At 71.0% G+C, this 16,901-nt stretch carries 14 protein-coding genes; 1 reads left to right on the top strand and 13 read right to left on the bottom strand.

What is annotated here, in order from left to right; genetic code table 11:
• Positions 1–104 precede the first annotated feature (104 nt).
• The 13 genes from ACFVTC_RS05170 to rsmH form a co-directional block, all read right to left on the bottom strand.
• On the bottom strand, positions 105–824 hold the full coding sequence (locus ACFVTC_RS05170) for a YggS family pyridoxal phosphate-dependent enzyme (protein ID WP_390124078.1): 720 nt from the start codon (positions 822–824) through the stop codon (positions 105–107).
• Between the two features lie 6 nt (positions 825–830).
• Entirely contained in the window at positions 831–1,568 is a 738-nt protein-coding gene (pgeF, locus tag ACFVTC_RS05165; protein ID WP_390124076.1) for a peptidoglycan editing factor PgeF, read from the bottom strand.
• Positions 1,565–2,758: a cell division protein FtsZ gene (gene ftsZ / locus ACFVTC_RS05160; protein WP_168527696.1), complete on the bottom strand. Its 1,194-nt coding sequence runs from the start codon at positions 2,756–2,758 to the stop codon at positions 1,565–1,567. Before ftsZ ends, pgeF begins: the two co-directional genes overlap by 4 nt.
• 275 nt (positions 2,759–3,033) lie before the next feature.
• Entirely contained in the window at positions 3,034–3,828 is a 795-nt protein-coding gene (locus tag ACFVTC_RS05155; RefSeq protein WP_390124074.1) for a cell division protein FtsQ/DivIB, read from the bottom strand.
• A gap of 25 nt (positions 3,829–3,853) precedes the next feature.
• Entirely contained in the window at positions 3,854–4,945 is a 1,092-nt protein-coding gene (gene murG, locus ACFVTC_RS05150) for an undecaprenyldiphospho-muramoylpentapeptide beta-N-acetylglucosaminyltransferase (RefSeq protein WP_168527698.1), read from the bottom strand.
• Between the two features lie 6 nt (positions 4,946–4,951).
• The gene (ftsW, locus tag ACFVTC_RS05145; RefSeq protein ID WP_329287268.1) at positions 4,952–6,313 is read right to left on the bottom strand and encodes a putative lipid II flippase FtsW; all 1,362 of its coding nucleotides are present in this window, start codon (positions 6,311–6,313) and stop codon (positions 4,952–4,954) included.
• A 185-nt stretch (positions 6,314–6,498) separates the two neighbouring features.
• Positions 6,499–7,941, bottom strand: a complete 1,443-nt coding sequence (gene murD, locus ACFVTC_RS05140) for a UDP-N-acetylmuramoyl-L-alanine--D-glutamate ligase (protein WP_390124071.1) — start codon at positions 7,939–7,941, stop codon at positions 6,499–6,501.
• The gene (gene mraY, locus ACFVTC_RS05135; RefSeq protein WP_153291070.1) at positions 7,923–8,996 is read right to left on the bottom strand and encodes a phospho-N-acetylmuramoyl-pentapeptide-transferase; all 1,074 of its coding nucleotides are present in this window, start codon (positions 8,994–8,996) and stop codon (positions 7,923–7,925) included. Before mraY ends, murD begins: the two co-directional genes overlap by 19 nt.
• Positions 8,993–10,399 (bottom strand): UDP-N-acetylmuramoyl-tripeptide--D-alanyl-D-alanine ligase, encoded by a 1,407-nt coding sequence (gene murF / locus ACFVTC_RS05130; RefSeq protein ID WP_390124069.1) that lies wholly within the window; start codon positions 10,397–10,399, stop codon positions 8,993–8,995. Before murF ends, mraY begins: the two co-directional genes overlap by 4 nt.
• A gap of 4 nt (positions 10,400–10,403) precedes the next feature.
• A complete protein-coding gene (locus ACFVTC_RS05125; protein ID WP_390124067.1) occupies positions 10,404–11,924 on the bottom strand; it encodes a UDP-N-acetylmuramoyl-L-alanyl-D-glutamate--2,6-diaminopimelate ligase in 1,521 nt (506 codons plus the stop codon).
• Between the two features lie 210 nt (positions 11,925–12,134).
• On the bottom strand, positions 12,135–14,087 hold the full coding sequence (locus ACFVTC_RS05120; protein WP_390124065.1) for a peptidoglycan D,D-transpeptidase FtsI family protein: 1,953 nt from the start codon (positions 14,085–14,087) through the stop codon (positions 12,135–12,137).
• 5 nt (positions 14,088–14,092) lie between these two features.
• Positions 14,093–14,767: a septum formation initiator family protein gene (locus ACFVTC_RS05115; RefSeq protein ID WP_390124064.1), complete on the bottom strand. Its 675-nt coding sequence runs from the start codon at positions 14,765–14,767 to the stop codon at positions 14,093–14,095.
• Between the two features lie 120 nt (positions 14,768–14,887).
• Positions 14,888–15,844: a 16S rRNA (cytosine(1402)-N(4))-methyltransferase RsmH gene (gene rsmH, locus ACFVTC_RS05110; RefSeq protein ID WP_390124062.1), complete on the bottom strand. Its 957-nt coding sequence runs from the start codon at positions 15,842–15,844 to the stop codon at positions 14,888–14,890.
• A gap of 433 nt (positions 15,845–16,277) precedes the next feature.
• Here rsmH and ACFVTC_RS05105 point away from each other — a divergent pair, with 433 nt between their 5' ends.
• Positions 16,278–16,841 carry a beta-class carbonic anhydrase gene (locus ACFVTC_RS05105; protein WP_390124060.1) on the top strand — a complete coding sequence of 188 codons (564 nt, stop codon included), beginning with the start codon at positions 16,278–16,280 and terminating at the stop codon, positions 16,839–16,841.
• Positions 16,842–16,901: the final 60 nt, after the last annotated feature.

Here is a 16,901-nt window from a genome sequence, read left to right as displayed (position 1 = left end):
TCGGCTGACGAATAGCCAAGTGCCCGCGATCCACGAGGTCGTTATGCCCGCCTGTGTGGCGGTAATGACCATATTTTCTGCTGTGGTCCGACTTCTTGGCGACGTTACCCGAGCCCGGGTCGGACTCCGAGTACCGCCGTACCGACGCGCACATGTGTCGCTCCGGCCGTCACGGCCTGTTCGAGGTCCGCACTCATCCCTGCGGACACCATGTTCGCAGCCGGATGCGTGCGGCGCATAGCAGTCGACAAATCCATCAGTCGCGCGAACGCGTCCCCCGGACGCCCCGCGTACGGCCCGGTGAGCGGCGCGACGGTCATCAGACCGTCGAGCCGGAGCCCCGGAGCCCGCTCGACGAGACCGGCCAACTCCTCGACCCCGCCCACTCCCACGCCGCCTCGCTCGCCCCGGCCGCTCTCCTCCGCGTCCAGTGCGACCTGGATGAGACACCCGACCTCGCGCTCCACCCGCACCGCCTCCTTCGACAGGGCCCCGACGAGCCGGGCACGGTCGACGGACTGCACCACGTCGGCGTAACCGACCACCGACCGCACCTTGTTGGTCTGCAACTGACCGACGAAGTGCCAGGAGAGGGGCAGATCGGAGCAGGCGGCGGCCTTGGGGGCCGCGTCCTGGTCCCGGTTCTCGGCGACATGGCGCACGCCGAGCTCCGACAGGATCCGCACGTCGCTCGCGGGGTAGGTCTTGGTGACCACGATCAGGGTCACCTCTTCGCGCTTGCGCCCGGCGGCCGTGCACGCCGCCGCGATACGCTCTTCCACTTTCGCCAGGTTCGCGGCGAGTTGAGCCTTACGGTCCGTCATGCCCCATCAGTCCAGCCAGACATAGCCCGCGAGCCGCCCGGTGGTGCGGTCCCGTCGGTACGAGAAATGATCCTTCGACTCCAGCGTGCACGCCGGCGACTGCTGCCGGTCGCGCACCCCGAGCCGTTCCAGTTGCGCGTGCACTCCGGCGGTCACGTCGACCGCGGGAGTGCCCCAACTGGTCTCGGCGTACGCCGCCGGCTCGACGGCGGCGACTTCGGCGCGCATCCCGTCCGGCACTTCGTAGCACCGTCCGCAGACCGCGGGTCCGGTGCGGGCGACGATCCTCGCGGGCTCGGCGCCGAGTTCCACCATGGCCCGTACGGCGGCGGGGACGACCCCCGCGACCATGCCGGGCCGCCCCGCGTGGGCGGCCGCCGCGATCCCGGCGACGGGATCGGCGAGCAGGACCGGTGTGCAGTCCGCGGTGAGGACGGCGAGAGCGAGCCCACGCCGTGCGGTGACGACGGCGTCGACGGACGGGATCTCCGAGGAGCCCCACGGTGCGTCGACGACCGCCACGTCCGCCCCGTGCACCTGGTTCATCCAGACGACCAGGGCCGGGTCCAGCCCGAGGGACCGGGCCGCCAGTTCACGATTGGTCCGTACGTCCTCGGGGTCGTCGCCGACCGCCCCGCCGAGGTTGAGCTCCTCGTACGGAACGGCGCTCACCCCGCCCCACCGGTCGGTGAAGGCGAAGTGCGCGCCGCTCACGGTGCTCGTCTCGGAGCGCTGTCCTATCACTTGAGGAAGTCCGGCACGTCCAGCTCTTCGGCCGCGCTGTCCGAGTAGGTGCGGGACGGCGGGACCGGCGGGGCCACCTGGATCTCACTGACCGGCTCCGGAGCGGGCTCCGGTGCCTCCTTCGGCGTGACGCTGCCGAGCGAGCCGAAGGACGGACGGCTCTCGGGGGCCCGCACCGGCGCGGGCTCCTCGCGCTGCTTGGCCGCGGTGGAGCCGAGGACGTTGTCCCGCTTGGCCGGCGGCTGGCCGCCGTCGAAGCCGGCGGCGATGACGGTGACCCGTACCTCGTCGCCGAGCGCGTCGTCGATGACCGCGCCGAAGATGATGTTGGCCTCGGGGTGCGCGGCCTCGCTGACCAGCTGGGCGGCTTCGTTGATCTCGAACAGGCCGAGGTCGGAGCCACCGGAGATGGAGAGCAGGACGCCGCGGGCGCCGTCGATGGACGCCTCCAGGAGCGGCGAGGAGATCGCCATCTCCGCGGCCGCCACCGCGCGGTCGTCGCCGCGGGCCGAGCCGATGCCCATGAGCGCGGAACCCGCCTCGGACATCACGGACTTGACGTCGGCGAAGTCGAGGTTGATCAGACCGGGCGTGGTGATGAGGTCGGTGATGCCCTGGACACCGGAGAGCAGGACCTGGTCCGCCGACTTGAACGCGTCGAGGACCGAGACCTGGCGGTCCGAGATGGACAGCAGCCGGTCGTTCGGGATGACGATGAGGGTGTCGACCTCTTCGCGGAGTTCGGCGATGCCGTCCTCCGCCTGGTTGGCCCGGCGCCGCCCCTCGAAGGTGAACGGGCGGGTGACCACGCCGATGGTCAGGGCGCCCAGCGAGCGGGCGATGTTGGCCACGACGGGGGCGCCGCCGGTGCCGGTGCCGCCGCCCTCGCCGGCCGTCACGAAGACCATGTCGGCCCCCTTGAGGACCTCCTCGATCTCCTCGCGGTGATCCTCGGCCGCCTTCCGGCCGACGGCCGGGTTGGCTCCGGCGCCGAGTCCGCGGGTGAGTTCGCGGCCGACGTCGAGTTTGACGTCGGCGTCGCTCATCAACAGAGCTTGCGCGTCCGTGTTGATGGCGATGAACTCGACGCCCTTGAGACCGACCTCGATCATCCGGTTGATGGCATTGACACCACCGCCGCCGACACCGATGACTTTGATGACTGCGAGGTAGTTCTGCGGTGCTGCCACGTCGAAGGCCTCTCGCCTCGAGTTACGTGTCGTCGCCTCGCACGCTCGCGATCCGACGACTGATGCCGAATGGGACGGTCCGAACGCCGACCCGAACCCTAACGCTGAAGTTTAGGGTTACCAGTGTGTCTGTTCCTTGGACTCTTCCGAACAGGACACTAAGTCGACAAGTGGCGCACGTTCAACGAACACGCCGAACCTCCCGTTTTTCTTTTCACCCTATGTGATCAGCCGTAGCGCTGCCCAACCAGGGTGCTGGCCTGCGCGGATGTGCGTCAACTACCGGCTGACGAAGGGGCGGTGGGGACGCTCACGTCGAAGTGCCGGGCCTTCGGAGCTGCTTTCATGAGAGCGGTGAGTGTCCGCGCCTTCGCGCTGCCCTTCTCGCCGCTCCCCCACTCGACGTCACGGCCGTCGCCCAGTTCCAGCGAGATGGAGTCGTACGAGCGGACCTTGACCGTCCGCGTGTCACGGGCCACGGAGGCCGGAATGTCCCCGGCGACCCGAACCGCCTCGCGCACCAGCCGGTCGGCGGGGAAGCGGCGCAGGACGGCCGAGCGGGACGGCGTCAATTCGAGCAGGGCCACGTTCTTCGGGGCCCGCGAAACCGTCGCGAACCGCACGCCCTTGGCATCCACTTCGACGTACTTGCCCCCCTCTCCCGGTTGCTTCACCACCAGGACGGGGGTGCGTTCGGTCACTTTCAGCCCGATTCCGTGCGGCCAGGAACGAACGACGTCGACCGAGTCGATCCGGGGCAGTCTCCGCAGCAACCGCGCTTCCACGGCGTCGGTGTCGACCGAGATGAGCGGCGTTCCGTCCGGCACCTCGGCCGCCTCGCGCACCTGCCGCGCCGTCAGCACCCGGGTCCCGGAGACCGACTGCCTCTCGACCCGCAGCCACTGCGAGCCGTACAGGAGCCAGACCACGCCGCCACCGGCCAACACCGCCGTGACCAGAAGGACGATGAGCACACGAAGGCGGCGAAGCCGCACCGGACGGGGCGGCCGGGGCGGGCCGGACTTCAGCTTCTGCCGTTCACCGCGCTCGGCGGTCGTCGGTCCGGCCACGCTCCCTGCCTTCCCTCACATGTGCCTAGCGGTGGCGTGAGGCGATCGCCTCGTACACCATGCCGACGAGCAGGTCGTCGGCGTCCCGGCGCCCGAACTCGCTGGCGGCGCGGGACATCTCGTACAGCCGGTGCGGGTCGGCGAGCACGGGCAGCACGTTCTGCTGCACCCACTGGGGCGTCAGCTCCGCGTCGTCGACGAGCAGTCCGCCGCCGGCCTTGACCACCGGCTGGGCGTTGAGCCGCTGTTCGCCGTTGCCGATGGGCAGCGGGACATAGGCGGCCGGGAGCCCGACGGCGGAGAGTTCGGCGACGGTCATCGCGCCCGCGCGGCAGAGCATCATGTCGGCCGCGGCGTACGCGAGGTCCATCCGGTCCACGTACGGTACCGGGATGTACGGGGGCATCCCGGGCATCTGGTGCACCTGCGGCAGTTCGTTCTTCGGGCCGACCGCGTGCAGGATCTGGATACCGGCCTGCTGGAGGTACGGCGCGGCCTGCTGGACGACCTCGTTGAGCCGCCGGGCGCCCTGCGAGCCGCCGGAGACCAGCAGCGTAGGCAGGTTGGGGTCGAGCCCGAACGCGGCGCGGGCCTCGGGGCGTACGGCGGCCCGGTCGAGGGTGGCGATCGAGCGGCGCAGCGGGATGCCGATGTAGCGGGCGCCGCGCAGCTTGTTGTCGGGGGTCGAGACGGCGACCTGCGCGGCGTACCGCGAGCCGATCTTGTTGGCGAGGCCCGGCCGGGCGTTCGCCTCGTGGATGACGATCGGCACGCCGAGGCGCTTGGCCGCGAGGTAGGCGGGCAGCGCGACGTAGCCGCCGAACCCGACGACCGCGTCCGCCTTGGTGCGCTCCAGGATCTGCTCGGCGGCCTTGATCGTGCCGCGCAGCCGTCCGGGGACGGTGATCAGCTCGGGGGTGGGCTTGCGCGGCAGCGGGACGGCGGGGATCAGCGCGAGTTCGTATCCCCGCTCCGGTACGAGCCGGGTCTCGAGTCCGCGTTCCGTGCCCAGGGCCGTGATCCCCACGGTCGGGTCCTGCCTGCGCAGGGCGTCCGCGAGGGCGAGCGCGGGCTCGATGTGGCCGGCGGTCCCCCCGCCGGCGAGTACGACATGCACCGAAATTCACCGCTCTCCGGACGAACGCGCCGCGGCGCGCCGTCGCATCGTGTTCCATCTCCGAGGCCCCGCGGCCCCCGCGGAGCCTCTCACCGCAGCACGCTTTCTGCCAAAGCGGGGTTGCCGCATGGCCAGCGCCGCCCGCGCGGCGGGCTCGTCGCGTGCGAAGGCGATCAGCAGTCCGACGGCGAACATGGTCGGCAGCAGGGCGGAACCCCCGTAGGAGAACAGCGGGAGCGGGACTCCGGCGATCGGCAGCAGACCGAGCACCGCACCGATGTTGATCACGGCCTGGGCCGTGATCCAGGTGGTCACGCCTCCCGCGGCATACCTCACGAAGGGGTCCTCCGTGCGTCCGGCCACGCGGATACCCGCATAGCCTAGGGCCGCGAAGAGGGCGAGTACCGACAGTGTCCCCGCGAGGCCGAGTTCCTCCCCGGTGATGGCGAAGATGAAGTCCGTGTGCGCTTCGGGCAGTTGGCCCCATTTTTCCACGCTGGCGCCGAGGCCGGATCCGAACAGGCCGCCGGAGGCGAGGGCGTAGATGCCGTGCACGGCCTGCCAGCAGGTGTCGTTCGGGCCGGGCTCGGTGGCTCCGATGCAGGCGAGCCTGGACATGCGGTTGGGGCTGGTCTTGATGAGGACGAAGCCGATCGTCAGCGCGACGGCCAGGACGCCCGCGAACAGCCGGGTGGGCGCTCCGGCCAGCCACAGCAGCCCGAAGAGGATGGCGGTGAGGATGATCGCCGTGCCCATGTCGCCGCCGAGCATGATCAGCCCGAGCAGCATGAAGGCGACCGGGACCAGTGGCACCAGCATGTGCTTCCACTGCGCCAGCATCGCCTTGTCCTGTTTGCGCGCGAGCAGGTCGGCGCCCCACAGCACGAGTGCGAGCTTGCCGAACTCGCTGGGCTGGATCTGGAACGAGCCGCCCAGGGAGATCCAGTTCTGGTTGCCGTTGACCGACATCCCTATCCCCGGCACCTGCACGAGAACCATCATGAAGACCGCGCCGGCCAGGATCGGATAGGCCAGCGCCCGATGCATCTTCACCGGCACCCGCATGGCCACCAGGAGCAGCACGGCGCCGATCGAGGCGGCGAGGAACTGTTTGCGGAAGAAGAACGATCCGGGCAGCGACAGCTGCAGTGCCGTGATCATCGACGCCGAGTAGACCATCACGAGGCCCAGCACGGTGATCAGCAGGCTGCTGCCGAGGATCAGGTAGTAGGCGGTCAGCGGCCGGTCCCATGCCTTGCGCGCGCGCGTGACGAGGCGGCCCACGGGGTTGTCGCGGGCGGGGCGTGCGGAGGCGGGGCGCCGGGGGGCGCGCTGGACGGGGGGACGGCCCGTACGGCTACCGGTCATCGCCGGCTCCCTCCGCCGGGGGGCGGAGGCACGCCCCCGCGGTGGTTCTCCCGGCCTGCAGGGGGGCGGCGGCGGGGACGGGCCGGCACAGCGCCGTTCCGCCTGCCGAAAGCCGCCTGCGAAGCCCCGACCGCACTGGCGTCACGCGTCCCTCCCAAGGATCCCGGGGCGCCTGGGTCCCGCCGTCAGGCGCTCGCGGTGCCGAGTTCGCGGACCGCCTCCGCGAAAGCGTCACCGCGCTTGTTGTAGTTGGTGAACATGTCCATGGACGCACAGGCCGGCGCCAGCAGGACAGTGTCTCCTGGTCCGGAGAGCCGGGCGGCCTCCTGGACCGCCGCGAGCATCGCCCCAGTGTCGGTGCGGGCGAGGTCGACGACGGGTACTTCCGGGGCGTGTCGCGCGAGGGCTTCGCGGATCAGCGCGCGATCGGCGCCGATCAGTACGACCCCCCGAAGCCGCTGGGCCGACTTGGCGACCAGTTCGTCGAAGGATGCGCCCTTGGCGAGGCCGCCGGCGATCCACACGATCGAGTCGTAGGCCGCCAAGGAGGCTTCCGCCGCGTGGGTGTTGGTCGCCTTGGAGTCGTCGACGTACGCGACCCCGTCCACATCGGCGACGTGCGCGATGCGGTGGGCGTCCGGGGTGAAGGCCCGCAGGCCGTCCCGTACGGCGCCGGCGGGGACGCCGAAGGCGCGCGCGAGGGCCGCCGCCGCAAGGGCGTTGGCGATGTTGTGCGGGGCCGACGGGCGCACGTCGGAGACCTCGGCGAGTTCCTGGGCGTTCTTCTGCCGGTTCTCGACGAAGGCGCGGTCGACCAGGATGCCGTCCACCACGCCGAGTTGGGACGGTCCGGGGGTGCCGAGGGTGAAGCCGACGGCCCGGCAGCCCTCCTCGACGTCCGCCTCGCGCACCAGGTCCTCGGTGGCCTTGTCGGCGACGTTGTAGACGCAGGCGACCCGATTGCCCTCGTAGACACGGCCCTTGTCGGCGGCGTACGCCTCCATGGAGCCGTGCCAGTCGAGATGGTCGGGTGCCAGGTTCAGGACGACCGCGGAGTCGGCGCGCAGCGAAGGCGCCCAGTGCAGTTGGTAGCTGGACAGCTCCACCGCCAGGACGTCGTACGTCTCCTCGCCCAGCACCGCGTCCAGCAGCGAGACCCCGATGTTGCCGACGGCGGCCGTACGCAGTCCCGCCGCCTTCAGGATCGAGGCGAGCATCTGCACGGTCGTGGTCTTGCCGTTGGTGCCCGTGACGGCGAGCCAGGGTGCGGGCTTCCTGCCGTCCAGCTCCCGCAGGCGCCAGGCCAGCTCGACGTCGCCCCAGACCGGGACGCCCGCCTCGGCGGCCGCGGCGAACAGCGGCTTGTCCGGCTTCCAGCCGGGCGCGGTGACGATGAGTTCGGTGCCCCCGGGCAGGGTGTCGCCGTCGCCGAGGCGCACGGTGACACCGAGCGCCTCCAGCTCCGCGGCCTGCGCGCGGGAGCGCTCGTCGGCGCCGTCGTTGACGACCGTGACGACCGCGCCGAGCCCGTGCAGGACCCGCGCCGCCGGGATGCCGGAGACCCCGAGCCCGGCGACGGTGACGCGCTTGCCCTGGAACTCCGGGGAGGTCACTTCTCGGCCGCCCATCCCGCGTAGAAGATGCCGAGACCGACGATCACGCAGATGCCCTGGATGATCCAGAAGCGGACCACGACCAGGACTTCGGACCAGCCCTTGAGTTCGAAGTGGTGCTGGAGCGGTGCCATGCGGAAGACACGTTTGCCGGTGAGCCGGAACGAGCCGACCTGGATGACCACGGACATGGTGATCAGGACGAAGAGGCCGCCGAGCAGCGCGAGCAGCAGCTCGGTGCGGGAGCAGATCGCCAGACCGGCCAGCGCGCCGCCCAGGGCCAGCGAACCGGTGTCACCCATGAAGATCTTGGCGGGCGAGGTGTTCCACCACAGGAAGCCGAGGCAGGCGCCCATCAGGGCGGAGGCGACGATCGCGAGGTCCAGTGGATCTCGTACCTCGTAGCAGGCGGCCGGGTTGGTCAGGGTCTGCGTGTTGGCGCAGGACTCCTGGAACTGCCAGACGCCGATGAACGTGTAGGCGCCGAAGACCAGGACGGAGGCGCCGGTGGCGAGGCCGTCCAGACCGTCCGTCAGGTTCACGCCGTTCGACATCGCCAGGATCATGAACAGCGCCCAGACCACGAACAGCACCGGGCCGATGGTCCAGCCGAAGTCCTGGACGAAGGAGAGCTTGGTGGAGGCCGGGGTGTTGCCGCGGTTGTCGGAGAACTGGAGCGCGAGCACCGCGAAGGAGATGCCGACGATCAGCTGTCCGGCCATCTTCGCCTTGGCCCGCAGACCGAGCGAACGCCGCTTGACGATCTTGATGTAGTCGTCCAGGAAGCCGACCAGGCCCATGCCCGCCATCAGGCCGAGCACCAGCAGACCCGAGAAGGTGGGCGGGTAACCCGTGATGATCTTGGACAGGAAGTACGCCGCGATCGTCGCCAGGATGAAGGCGATACCACCCATGGTCGGCGTACCGCGCTTGCTGTGGTGCTCCTTCGGCCCGTCGTCGCGGATGTACTGCCCGTAGCCCTTGCGGGCCAGCAGTTTGATCAGCAGCGGCGTGCCGACCAGGGTGAGGAACAGACCAATGACTCCTGCGAACAGGATCTGCTTCATCATCGGGCAGCAACCTCACCCTCGGCACCGCCTGCGAGCAGCGCCTGCGCCACCCGTTCGAGCCCGACCGACCGGGACGCCTTCACGAGCACGACGTCCCCCGGGCGCAACTCGCTGCGCAGCAGGTCGACAGCCGCCTGTGCGTCGGACACGTGCACCGACTCCTCACCCCACGAACCCTCGTTATATGCGCCCAGTTGGAGCCAGGACGCTTCCCTGCCCCCGACCGCGACGAGCTTGCTGACGTTGAGTCGGACGGCGAGCCGCCCGATCGCGTCGTGCTCGGCGAGAGCCTCGTCCCCGAGCTCGGCCATCTGACCGAGCACCGCCCACGTACGACGTCCCCGTCCCATCGCCACGAGCGCGCGCAGGGCGGCTCGCATGGACTCGGGATTCGCGTTGTAGGCGTCGTTGACGACCGTCACGCCGTCCGGGCGCTCGGTGACCTCCATCCGCCAGCGGGAGAGGGAGCCCGCCTCGGAGAGCGCGCGGGCGATCTCGTCTGCGGACATGCCCAGCTCATGGGCGACGGCGGCCGCGGCGAGCGCGTTCGACACGTGGTGCTCACCGTACAGGCGCATGGTCACATCACTGCACCCGGAGGGTGTGTGAAGCCTGAACGCCGGCTGTCCAAGGTCCGTGAGACGGACGTTCTCGGCGCGTACGTCCGCTTCGCCGGACTCTCCGAAAAGCACCACCCGCGCCTTCGTCCGGGACGCCATGGCGCGGACGAGGGGGTCGTCGGCGTTGAGGACCGCGGCGCCGTCCTCGGGGAGGCCCTCGACGAGCTCGCCCTTCGCCTGTGCAATCTGTTCGCGGCCGCCGAACTCACCGATGTGGGCGGTGCCGACGTTGAGGACGAGACCGATCTTCGGCGGGGTGAGATCCGCGAGGTAACGGATGTGGCCGATGCCGCGGGCGCCCATCTCCAGCACGAGGTACTTCGTCTCCTCGGTGGCGGTCAGGGCGGTCAGCGGCAGTCCGATCTCGTTGTTGAGCGAACCGGGCGTGAAGACGGTCGGCGCCTTGCTCCGCAGTACCTGGGCGATCAGGTCCTTGGTGCTGGTCTTGCCCGCGGAGCCGGTGAGGGCCACGAGCGTCGCGCCGAGCCGTTCGACGACATGGCGGGCGAGGGCGCCGAGGGCCGTCTGCACGTCCTCGACGACGATCGCGGGCACGCCGACGGGCCGGGAGGCCAGTACGGCGACCGCGCCAGCCTCGACGACCGCGCGGGCGAAGTCGTGGCCGTCCACGCGCTCGCCGGCGAAGGCGACGAAGAGGCTGCCTGGCTCCACTTCACGGGAGTCTCTGACGACCGGTCCGGTGACCTGTAGCGCCGGATCCGGTATGTCGTGCGTCTGCCCGCCGACGACTGCTGCGATCTCGGCGAGAGAGAGGGCGATCACAAGTTCATCCCTGGGTCTTCTGGATAGCTTCGCGAAGCACCTGGCGGTCGTCGAAGGGACGCACCACCCCGGCGATGTCCTGGCCCTGCTCATGGCCCTTGCCCGCGACCAGCACGGTGTCGCCGGGCCGGGCCCGAGCGACGGCGGCCGCGATGGCGGCGGCCCGGTCCTCGAAGACCTGGACCTCGCCGCGCTCGTGGGCCGGTACCTCGGCGGCGCCCGCGAGCATCGTGGCGAGGATCGCGAGGGGGTCCTCGGAGCGGGGGTTGTCCGATGTCAGTACGGCGGTGTCGGCGAGCCGCGCCGCGGCGGCGCCCATCGGCATCCGCTTGGTCATGTCGCGGTCGCCGCCGCAGCCGAGCACGACGTGCAGCCGGCCCTCGGTGACCTTGCGCAGTGCGCGCAGCACCGACTCGACGGCGTCCGTCTTGTGGGCGTAGTCGACCACCGCGAGGTAGGGCTGGCCCGCGTCCACGCGCTCCAGGCGGCCCGGGACGCCCGGGACGGCGGCGATGCCGTCGGCCGCGGTCTGCGGGTCGAGTCCGGCTGCCGCGAGGGCGACGATCGCGGCGAGGGTGTTCGCCACGTTGAAGGGGCCCGCGAGCGGCGACCTGGCGGTGATCCGCTCGCCCTTGGGCCCGACCGCGACGAAGACCGAGTCCATCGGACCGACCTCGACCTCCTCGGCCCGCCAGTCGGCGTCCGGGTGGCCCTCCGCGGAGAAGGTGACGACGGGGACGGCGGTCTCCTCGGCCAGTCGGCGCCCGTAGGCGTCGTCGAGGTTGATCACGCCGAGTTTGCTGCGTTCCGGAGTGAACAGCCGCGCCTTGGCCCGGAAGTAGTCCTCCATGTCGGAGTGGAACTCCATGTGTTCCGGGCTGAGGTTGTTGAAGACGGCGATGTCGAAGACACAGCCGTCGACCCGGCCGAGCACCAGCGCGTGGCTGGAAACCTCCATCGCGACCGCGTCGACACCACGTTCGCGCATGACCGCGAACAGCGCCTGGAGATCGGTCGCTTCGGGGGTGGTGCGCTCCGACTTGATGCGCTCGTCGCCGATGCGCATCTCCACCGTGCCGATCAGGCCGGTGTTGCGGACCGTCTTCAGGCCGCCCTCGACGAGGTACGCCGTGGTGGTCTTGCCGGAGGTTCCGGTGATGCCGATCTGGAGCAGGTCGCGCCCGGGGTGACCGTAGATCGTGGCCGCGAGCTCGCCCATGCGTCCGCGCGGGTCGTCGACCACGAGGACCGGCAGGCCGGTGGCCTCGGCGCGCTCGGCACCGGTCGGGTCGGTCAGCACGGCGACCGCGCCGAGACCGGCCGCCTGGGTGACGTAGTCGGCACCGTGCAGGCGGGCGCCGGGCAGCGCGGCGTAGAGGTCGCCGGGGCGCACGGCGCGGGAGTCGTGGGTGATGCCCGTGACCTCCGCGGCCGACGCCGGGGCGTTGGCACCCAGCTGATCGGCGAGCTCCGCGAGGGGTGTTGCGGAGTTCTGGACCGGTCGCGGCGGCCCCGGATATGTCACAGGAACGCCCTTCTGGGTGATTTGGGACTGATCAGCGTGTGGCACGGCGGTGAGCGTACCGGGCTCACCCCCGCCGGAGCGAAGCGAGGGGCGCGCGGGGCCCTGGTTGCGGGGATCCGGGGTGATCGTTGTCACGAGGTGGTTCCTGGTCCGTTGTACGTACGGGCTGATCAGGGCGTGCGGTCGGGGGCGGGCTCGGGGCGGGGCGGCTCACGGGGTGAAGGAGACGGGGAGGTTGGCGGCCCCGGCCCCGGTGGGCGGGATCTGGAGGGTCTTCAGCGCGAACTCCATGACCTGCTTGTAGATGGGGCCGCAGATCTGGCCGCCGAAGTAGCTGCCCCTGGTGGCGTTCTGGATCGCGCAGTAGACGGTGATCCTGGGCTTGTCGGCGGGGGCGAATCCGGCGAACGACGAGGTGTATCCGTGGTACTTGCCGGTGGCCGGATCCACGCGGTTGGCCGTACCCGTCTTGCCCGCGACCCGGTAGCCGGGGATGCGCGCCTTGGCGCCGGTGCCCTCCTCGTCGTCCACGACGGACTCCAGCATCTGGGCGAGGGTCTTCGCCGTCTTCGCGCTCACGACCCTGGTCTTCTTCGGCTGGACGACGGGGGCGAAGCGGCCGTCGGGCCCCTTCGTGCCGCGCACCAGCGTCGGTTCCACGCGCACACCGCCGTTGGCGATCGTCGAGTAGACGGACGCCGCCTGCATCGCGTTGATGGAGACACCCTGGCCGAAAGGAATCGTGTACTGCTGCGACGTCGACCACTTGTCCGCGGGCGCGAGGATGCCCCTCGTCTCGCCGGGGAAGTCGAGCCCGGTGTAGCCGCCGATGCCGAACTTGCGCAGATACGAGTAGAGGACCTTGTTGGCCTCCTTCTGCGTCTTGCCGAGCTGGCCGGCGGCCAGGATGGTGCCGATGTTGCTGGACTTGGCGAGCACGCCGTTGAGCGTCAGGTTCCAGGTCGCGTGGTCGACGTCGTCCTGGAAGAGCCGGTCGCCGCGGTGCAGCCGGTTCGGCACGACCACGTGCGTCCCGGGTGTGGCGACGTTCTCCTCCAGCACGGCGGCCATCGACATGACCTTGGCGGTGGAGCCCGGCTCGTACGCGTCCTGGAGGGCCGTGTTGCCCAGGGCCGCCGCACTGGCCTGGGAGAGGTCGTTCGGGTCGAAGCCGGGCGAGTCGGCCATCGCCAGCACCTCGCCGGTGCGGGTGTCCTGCACGATCACGTACCCGCGGTCCGCCTTGGACTTCTTCACCTGCTCGGAGATGGCGTTCTGCGCGGCCCACTGGATGTCGCGGTCGATGGTCAGTTCGACGTCGGAGCCGGCCACGGCGGGCGTCTCGGTGGAGCCCACGGTCGGCACCTGACGGCCGCCCGACTGGGCGTAGCGGAGCTTGCCGTCCTTGCCGGAGAGCTCCTTGTTCAGCTGCTGCTCGACACCGCCGCCGCCCTTGCCGTCGGCGTTGACCCAGCCCAGTATCCCGGCGGCGAGATCCCCGTTCGGATACACGCGCTTGCTCGCCGGGACCGCGAGGACGCCGGCGAGGAAGTTGACCGCGCTCTTGTCGGTCTCCGCCTTCGCCGCGAGCGTGGTCTTCAGGTCCTTGATCTGCTTCCAGACCTGCGGGGTCCGGCGGTGGGCGAGCAGCGTGTAGCGGGTGTTCCTCGTCCGCAGCTTCCTCGCGACGGTGTCCGTGCTCTGATCGAGGATCGGCCCGAGCAGCGCCGCGGCCTGCTCGGGCGCGTCCGACACCTTCGTCGCCGCCCGGGTGAACATCGTGGGGTCGGCCGTGATGTCGTACGCGTCCACGCTCGTGGCGAGTTCGACGCCGTTGCGGTCCGTGATCCCGCCGCGGGTGGCGGCGAGCGTGCGGCCGACGTAGCGGTTCTGTTCGGCCTTGGCCGCGTACGCGCTCGCGTCCACGGCCTGCACCTGGAGCAGCCGGACGACGAAGGCGGCCATCACCAGCGTCAGGGCGAGGCTGACCATGCGCAGCCGGGGCCGGGGACTGCCGAGCCGCAGGGGGCGCGAGCCGCCGGGCCTGGGTGTGCCGGGGCGGCGTGCGGGGCGGGCGCCGGGGCCCGGGCGGCGCTGGCCGCCGGGGCGTGCGGGCCGGGCGGGGCCGGGCACACGGCGACGCGGTGGTTCCCTGTCGGACACTTCCGTCACCTGCCGGGGGTCGAGGAACGCTGCGTGGACGGGGTGAGCGTGGGGGTGGGGGCGGTGACGGAAACGAGGGAACGTGCGCGGGAGGTGACGGGGGTGCTGGGGGTACCGGTGGCCCGGGGGATGGCGGCCGGGGTGGTGGCGGCCGGGATGCCGGTGGCGGGGGCGAGGGGCGTGGCGGCGGGGGTGCCGGTGGCCGGGGTGGCGGTGCCGGTGGCCGGGGTGCCGGCGCGCGGGCTCTGGCTCGCGGCCGGCGAGGAGGCGAGGACCTCGGGCGGGCGCGTCGCCTGGTTCCGCAGGGAGGAATCCCGGGCGGCCGCTTCGGGGACGCCCTTGACGGTGCCGTCCGGGTTGAGGAAGGCGGGGTCGCCGCCCGGGACCATGCCCAGCTCACGGGCGCGGCGCTGGAGGGCGTCGGGCGCCGAGTAGGCGTCCACGTCCCGCTGCAGCGCCTGCTCCTCGTCGGTGAGGGTCTTGGTGCCCTTCTGGAGGTCGTCGAGGTGGAAGGAACCCTCGCTCAGCGCGGAGTTCAGCACGAGCAGGCCGATCAGCCCGCCGCCGAGCAGGAGCACGACGAGCAGGACGAAGGGGGTGCGGGCGGCGTGGGCCGCGCCGGCGGGGAGAAGCCGGGCGAGCCGGGCGGCCCGGCCCTTGAGTTCGGGTTTCCGGCTCACAGGCCCTCCCGGCGGGTTCGCCTTCCCGACCCGCGGTCGCGTCGCGGGGGTGCGTCGTCGGCCGTGGGCCGCGTCGTGCGTTCGGGTTTCCCTCTCACTCGCTCTCCCCCTCCCGGCGCCTCACTCGGCGTCCTCACGGATGCGCTGTGCCCCGCGCAGCCGCGCGGGAGCCGCTCGCCGGTTCTCGGCGACCTCTTCCTCGGTGGGAAGTTCGGCACCACGGGTGAGCAGCTTGAGCCGGGGCTGGTAGCGCTCGGGCACCACGGGCAGGCCGGGCGGCGCCGTGGTGGCCGCGCCCGCCGCGAAGACCTGCTTGACCAGCCGGTCCTCCAGCGAGTGGTACGACAGCACGGCGATCCGGCCGCCGACGGCGAGCGCCTTCACGGCGGCGGGGATCGCCCTCTCCAGGACGCTCAGTTCGCCGTTGACCTCGATGCGCAGTGCCTGGAAGGTCCGCTTGGCCGGGTTGCCCCCGGTGCGCTTGGCGGCCTGCGGCAGGGAGTCGCGGATCAGCTCGACGAGCCGCGCGCTGTTGGTGAACGGCTCCTTCTCGCGTTCGCGCACCACGGCGGAGACGATCCGCTTGGCCTGCTTCTCCTCGCCGTATGCGCGCAGGATCCGCACCAGTTCGCCCGGCGCGTAGGTGTTGAGCACCTCGGCCGCGCTGATCCCGGTCGTCTGGTCCATGCGCATGTCGAGCGGGGCGTCCTGGGCGTACGCGAACCCGCGGTCGGCCTCGTCGAGTTGCATGGAGGAGACGCCGAGGTCGAACAGGACGCCCTGGACACGCGGGACGTCCAGGCGGGCGAGCACGTCCGGCAGTTCGTCGTAGACCGCGTGCACGAGGGTGGCGCGCTCGCCGAAGGGCGCGAGCCGCTCCGCGGAGAGGCGCAGCGCTTCCTTGTCACGGTCCAGGGCGACCAGACGGGCCTCGGGGAAGCGGGCGAGCAGCGCCTCGCTGTGGCCGCCGAGTCCGAGCGTGCAGTCGACGACGACGGCTCCCGGCTCGGCGAGGGCCGGGGCCAGCATGTCCAGGCACCGCTGGAGCATCACCGGGACGTGTCGACTCTGGCTCAAGGGGCCCTCTCAGATCCGGCACGGTCGCACGCACCGCCGGGTCCCCGCCCGCTCGGGAAGGGGAGGCCCGCTGCCGCCGGGTGAGTGGCGTCAGCCGACCGGGAGCGGGAGGAGGCCGAGCCGTACGTACGCGCCGCGCACGCGGGGAAGACGCCGGAAAATCGCCGGGTCTCCGGGGGAAAACAGTCCAGCAGGGAGTCTCGACTCCCGCTTCGCGCCACTTTAGTCCACGCCGTCTCGCGGTCAATCAACCGGCCTGCGCGTCGCGGACCGCTCCTCGATCAAGCCCCGGGCGACGCCATGAATCGGCAAAGATCACCCATACAGACGATACCGGGAGCCCATGTGGGTTACCTCACAACAAGAGACGATGACGTTCTTTGTCCACCCTCACAGCAGGACTACTTCATACGTGACCAGTAACGTCGTACCCATGACGACTTCTGCATCCGTACCCACAGAGCCCGAAGACGCCATATCGGTCCGCGGCGCCGCCCACGACGGCACCGTGACCGATCGTCTCGTCGACGCGAACCGGCTGTACGCCGCCGCGTTCACCGACCCTGGGATGGACGCCCGGCCCGTGCTGCACGTGGCCGTGGTGGCCTGCATGGATGCCCGGCTCGACCTGCACGCGGCGCTCGGCCTGGAGCTCGGCGACTGCCACACCATCCGCAACGCGGGCGGCGTGGTCACCGACGACGTGATCCGTTCCCTCACGATCAGCCAGCGGGCGCTCGGCACCCGTAGCGTCGTGCTCATCCACCACACCGGCTGCGGCCTGGAGTCCCTCACCGAGGAGTTCCGGCACGACCTGGAGATGGAGGTCGGCCAGCGTCCCGCCTGGGCGGTCGAGGCCTTCCGGGACGTCGAACAGGACGTACGGCAGTCGATGCAACGGGTGCGCACCTCCCCGTTCCTGCTCCACACGGATGACGTGCGCGGCTTCGTCTTCGACGTGACGACGGGTCTGCTGCGCGAGATCGATCCCGCCTGAACGCTCCCACCGGCCCCCTCGTACAACCGCAGGGGGCCTTCGTGGGACCCTCGCTTCACG

This window comes from Streptomyces sp. NPDC057950 (assembly GCF_042887295.1).
GTDB lineage: Bacteria > Actinomycetota > Actinomycetes > Streptomycetales > Streptomycetaceae > Streptomyces > Streptomyces kaempferi.
The sequence above is the reverse complement of the archived record's forward strand: the minus strand, read 5'-3'. Positions and strand labels throughout refer to the sequence as shown.

Bases quoted from the DNA above. Each gene is read 5' to 3' on its own strand.
- ftsW (WP_329287268.1), bottom strand. From the start codon at position 6,313: ATGACCGGTAGCCGTACGGGCCGTCCCCCCGTCCAGCGCGCCCCCCGG.
- murD (WP_390124071.1), bottom strand. From the start codon at position 7,941: ATGGGCGGCCGAGAAGTGACCTCCCCGGAGTTCCAGGGCAAGCGCGTC.
- mraY (WP_153291070.1), bottom strand. From the start codon at position 8,996: ATGATGAAGCAGATCCTGTTCGCAGGAGTCATTGGTCTGTTCCTCACC.
- ACFVTC_RS05105 (WP_390124060.1), top strand. From the start codon at position 16,278: ATGACGACTTCTGCATCCGTACCCACAGAGCCCGAAGACGCCATATCG.
- ACFVTC_RS05170 (WP_390124078.1), bottom strand. From the start codon at position 824: ATGACGGACCGTAAGGCTCAACTCGCCGCGAACCTGGCGAAAGTGGAA.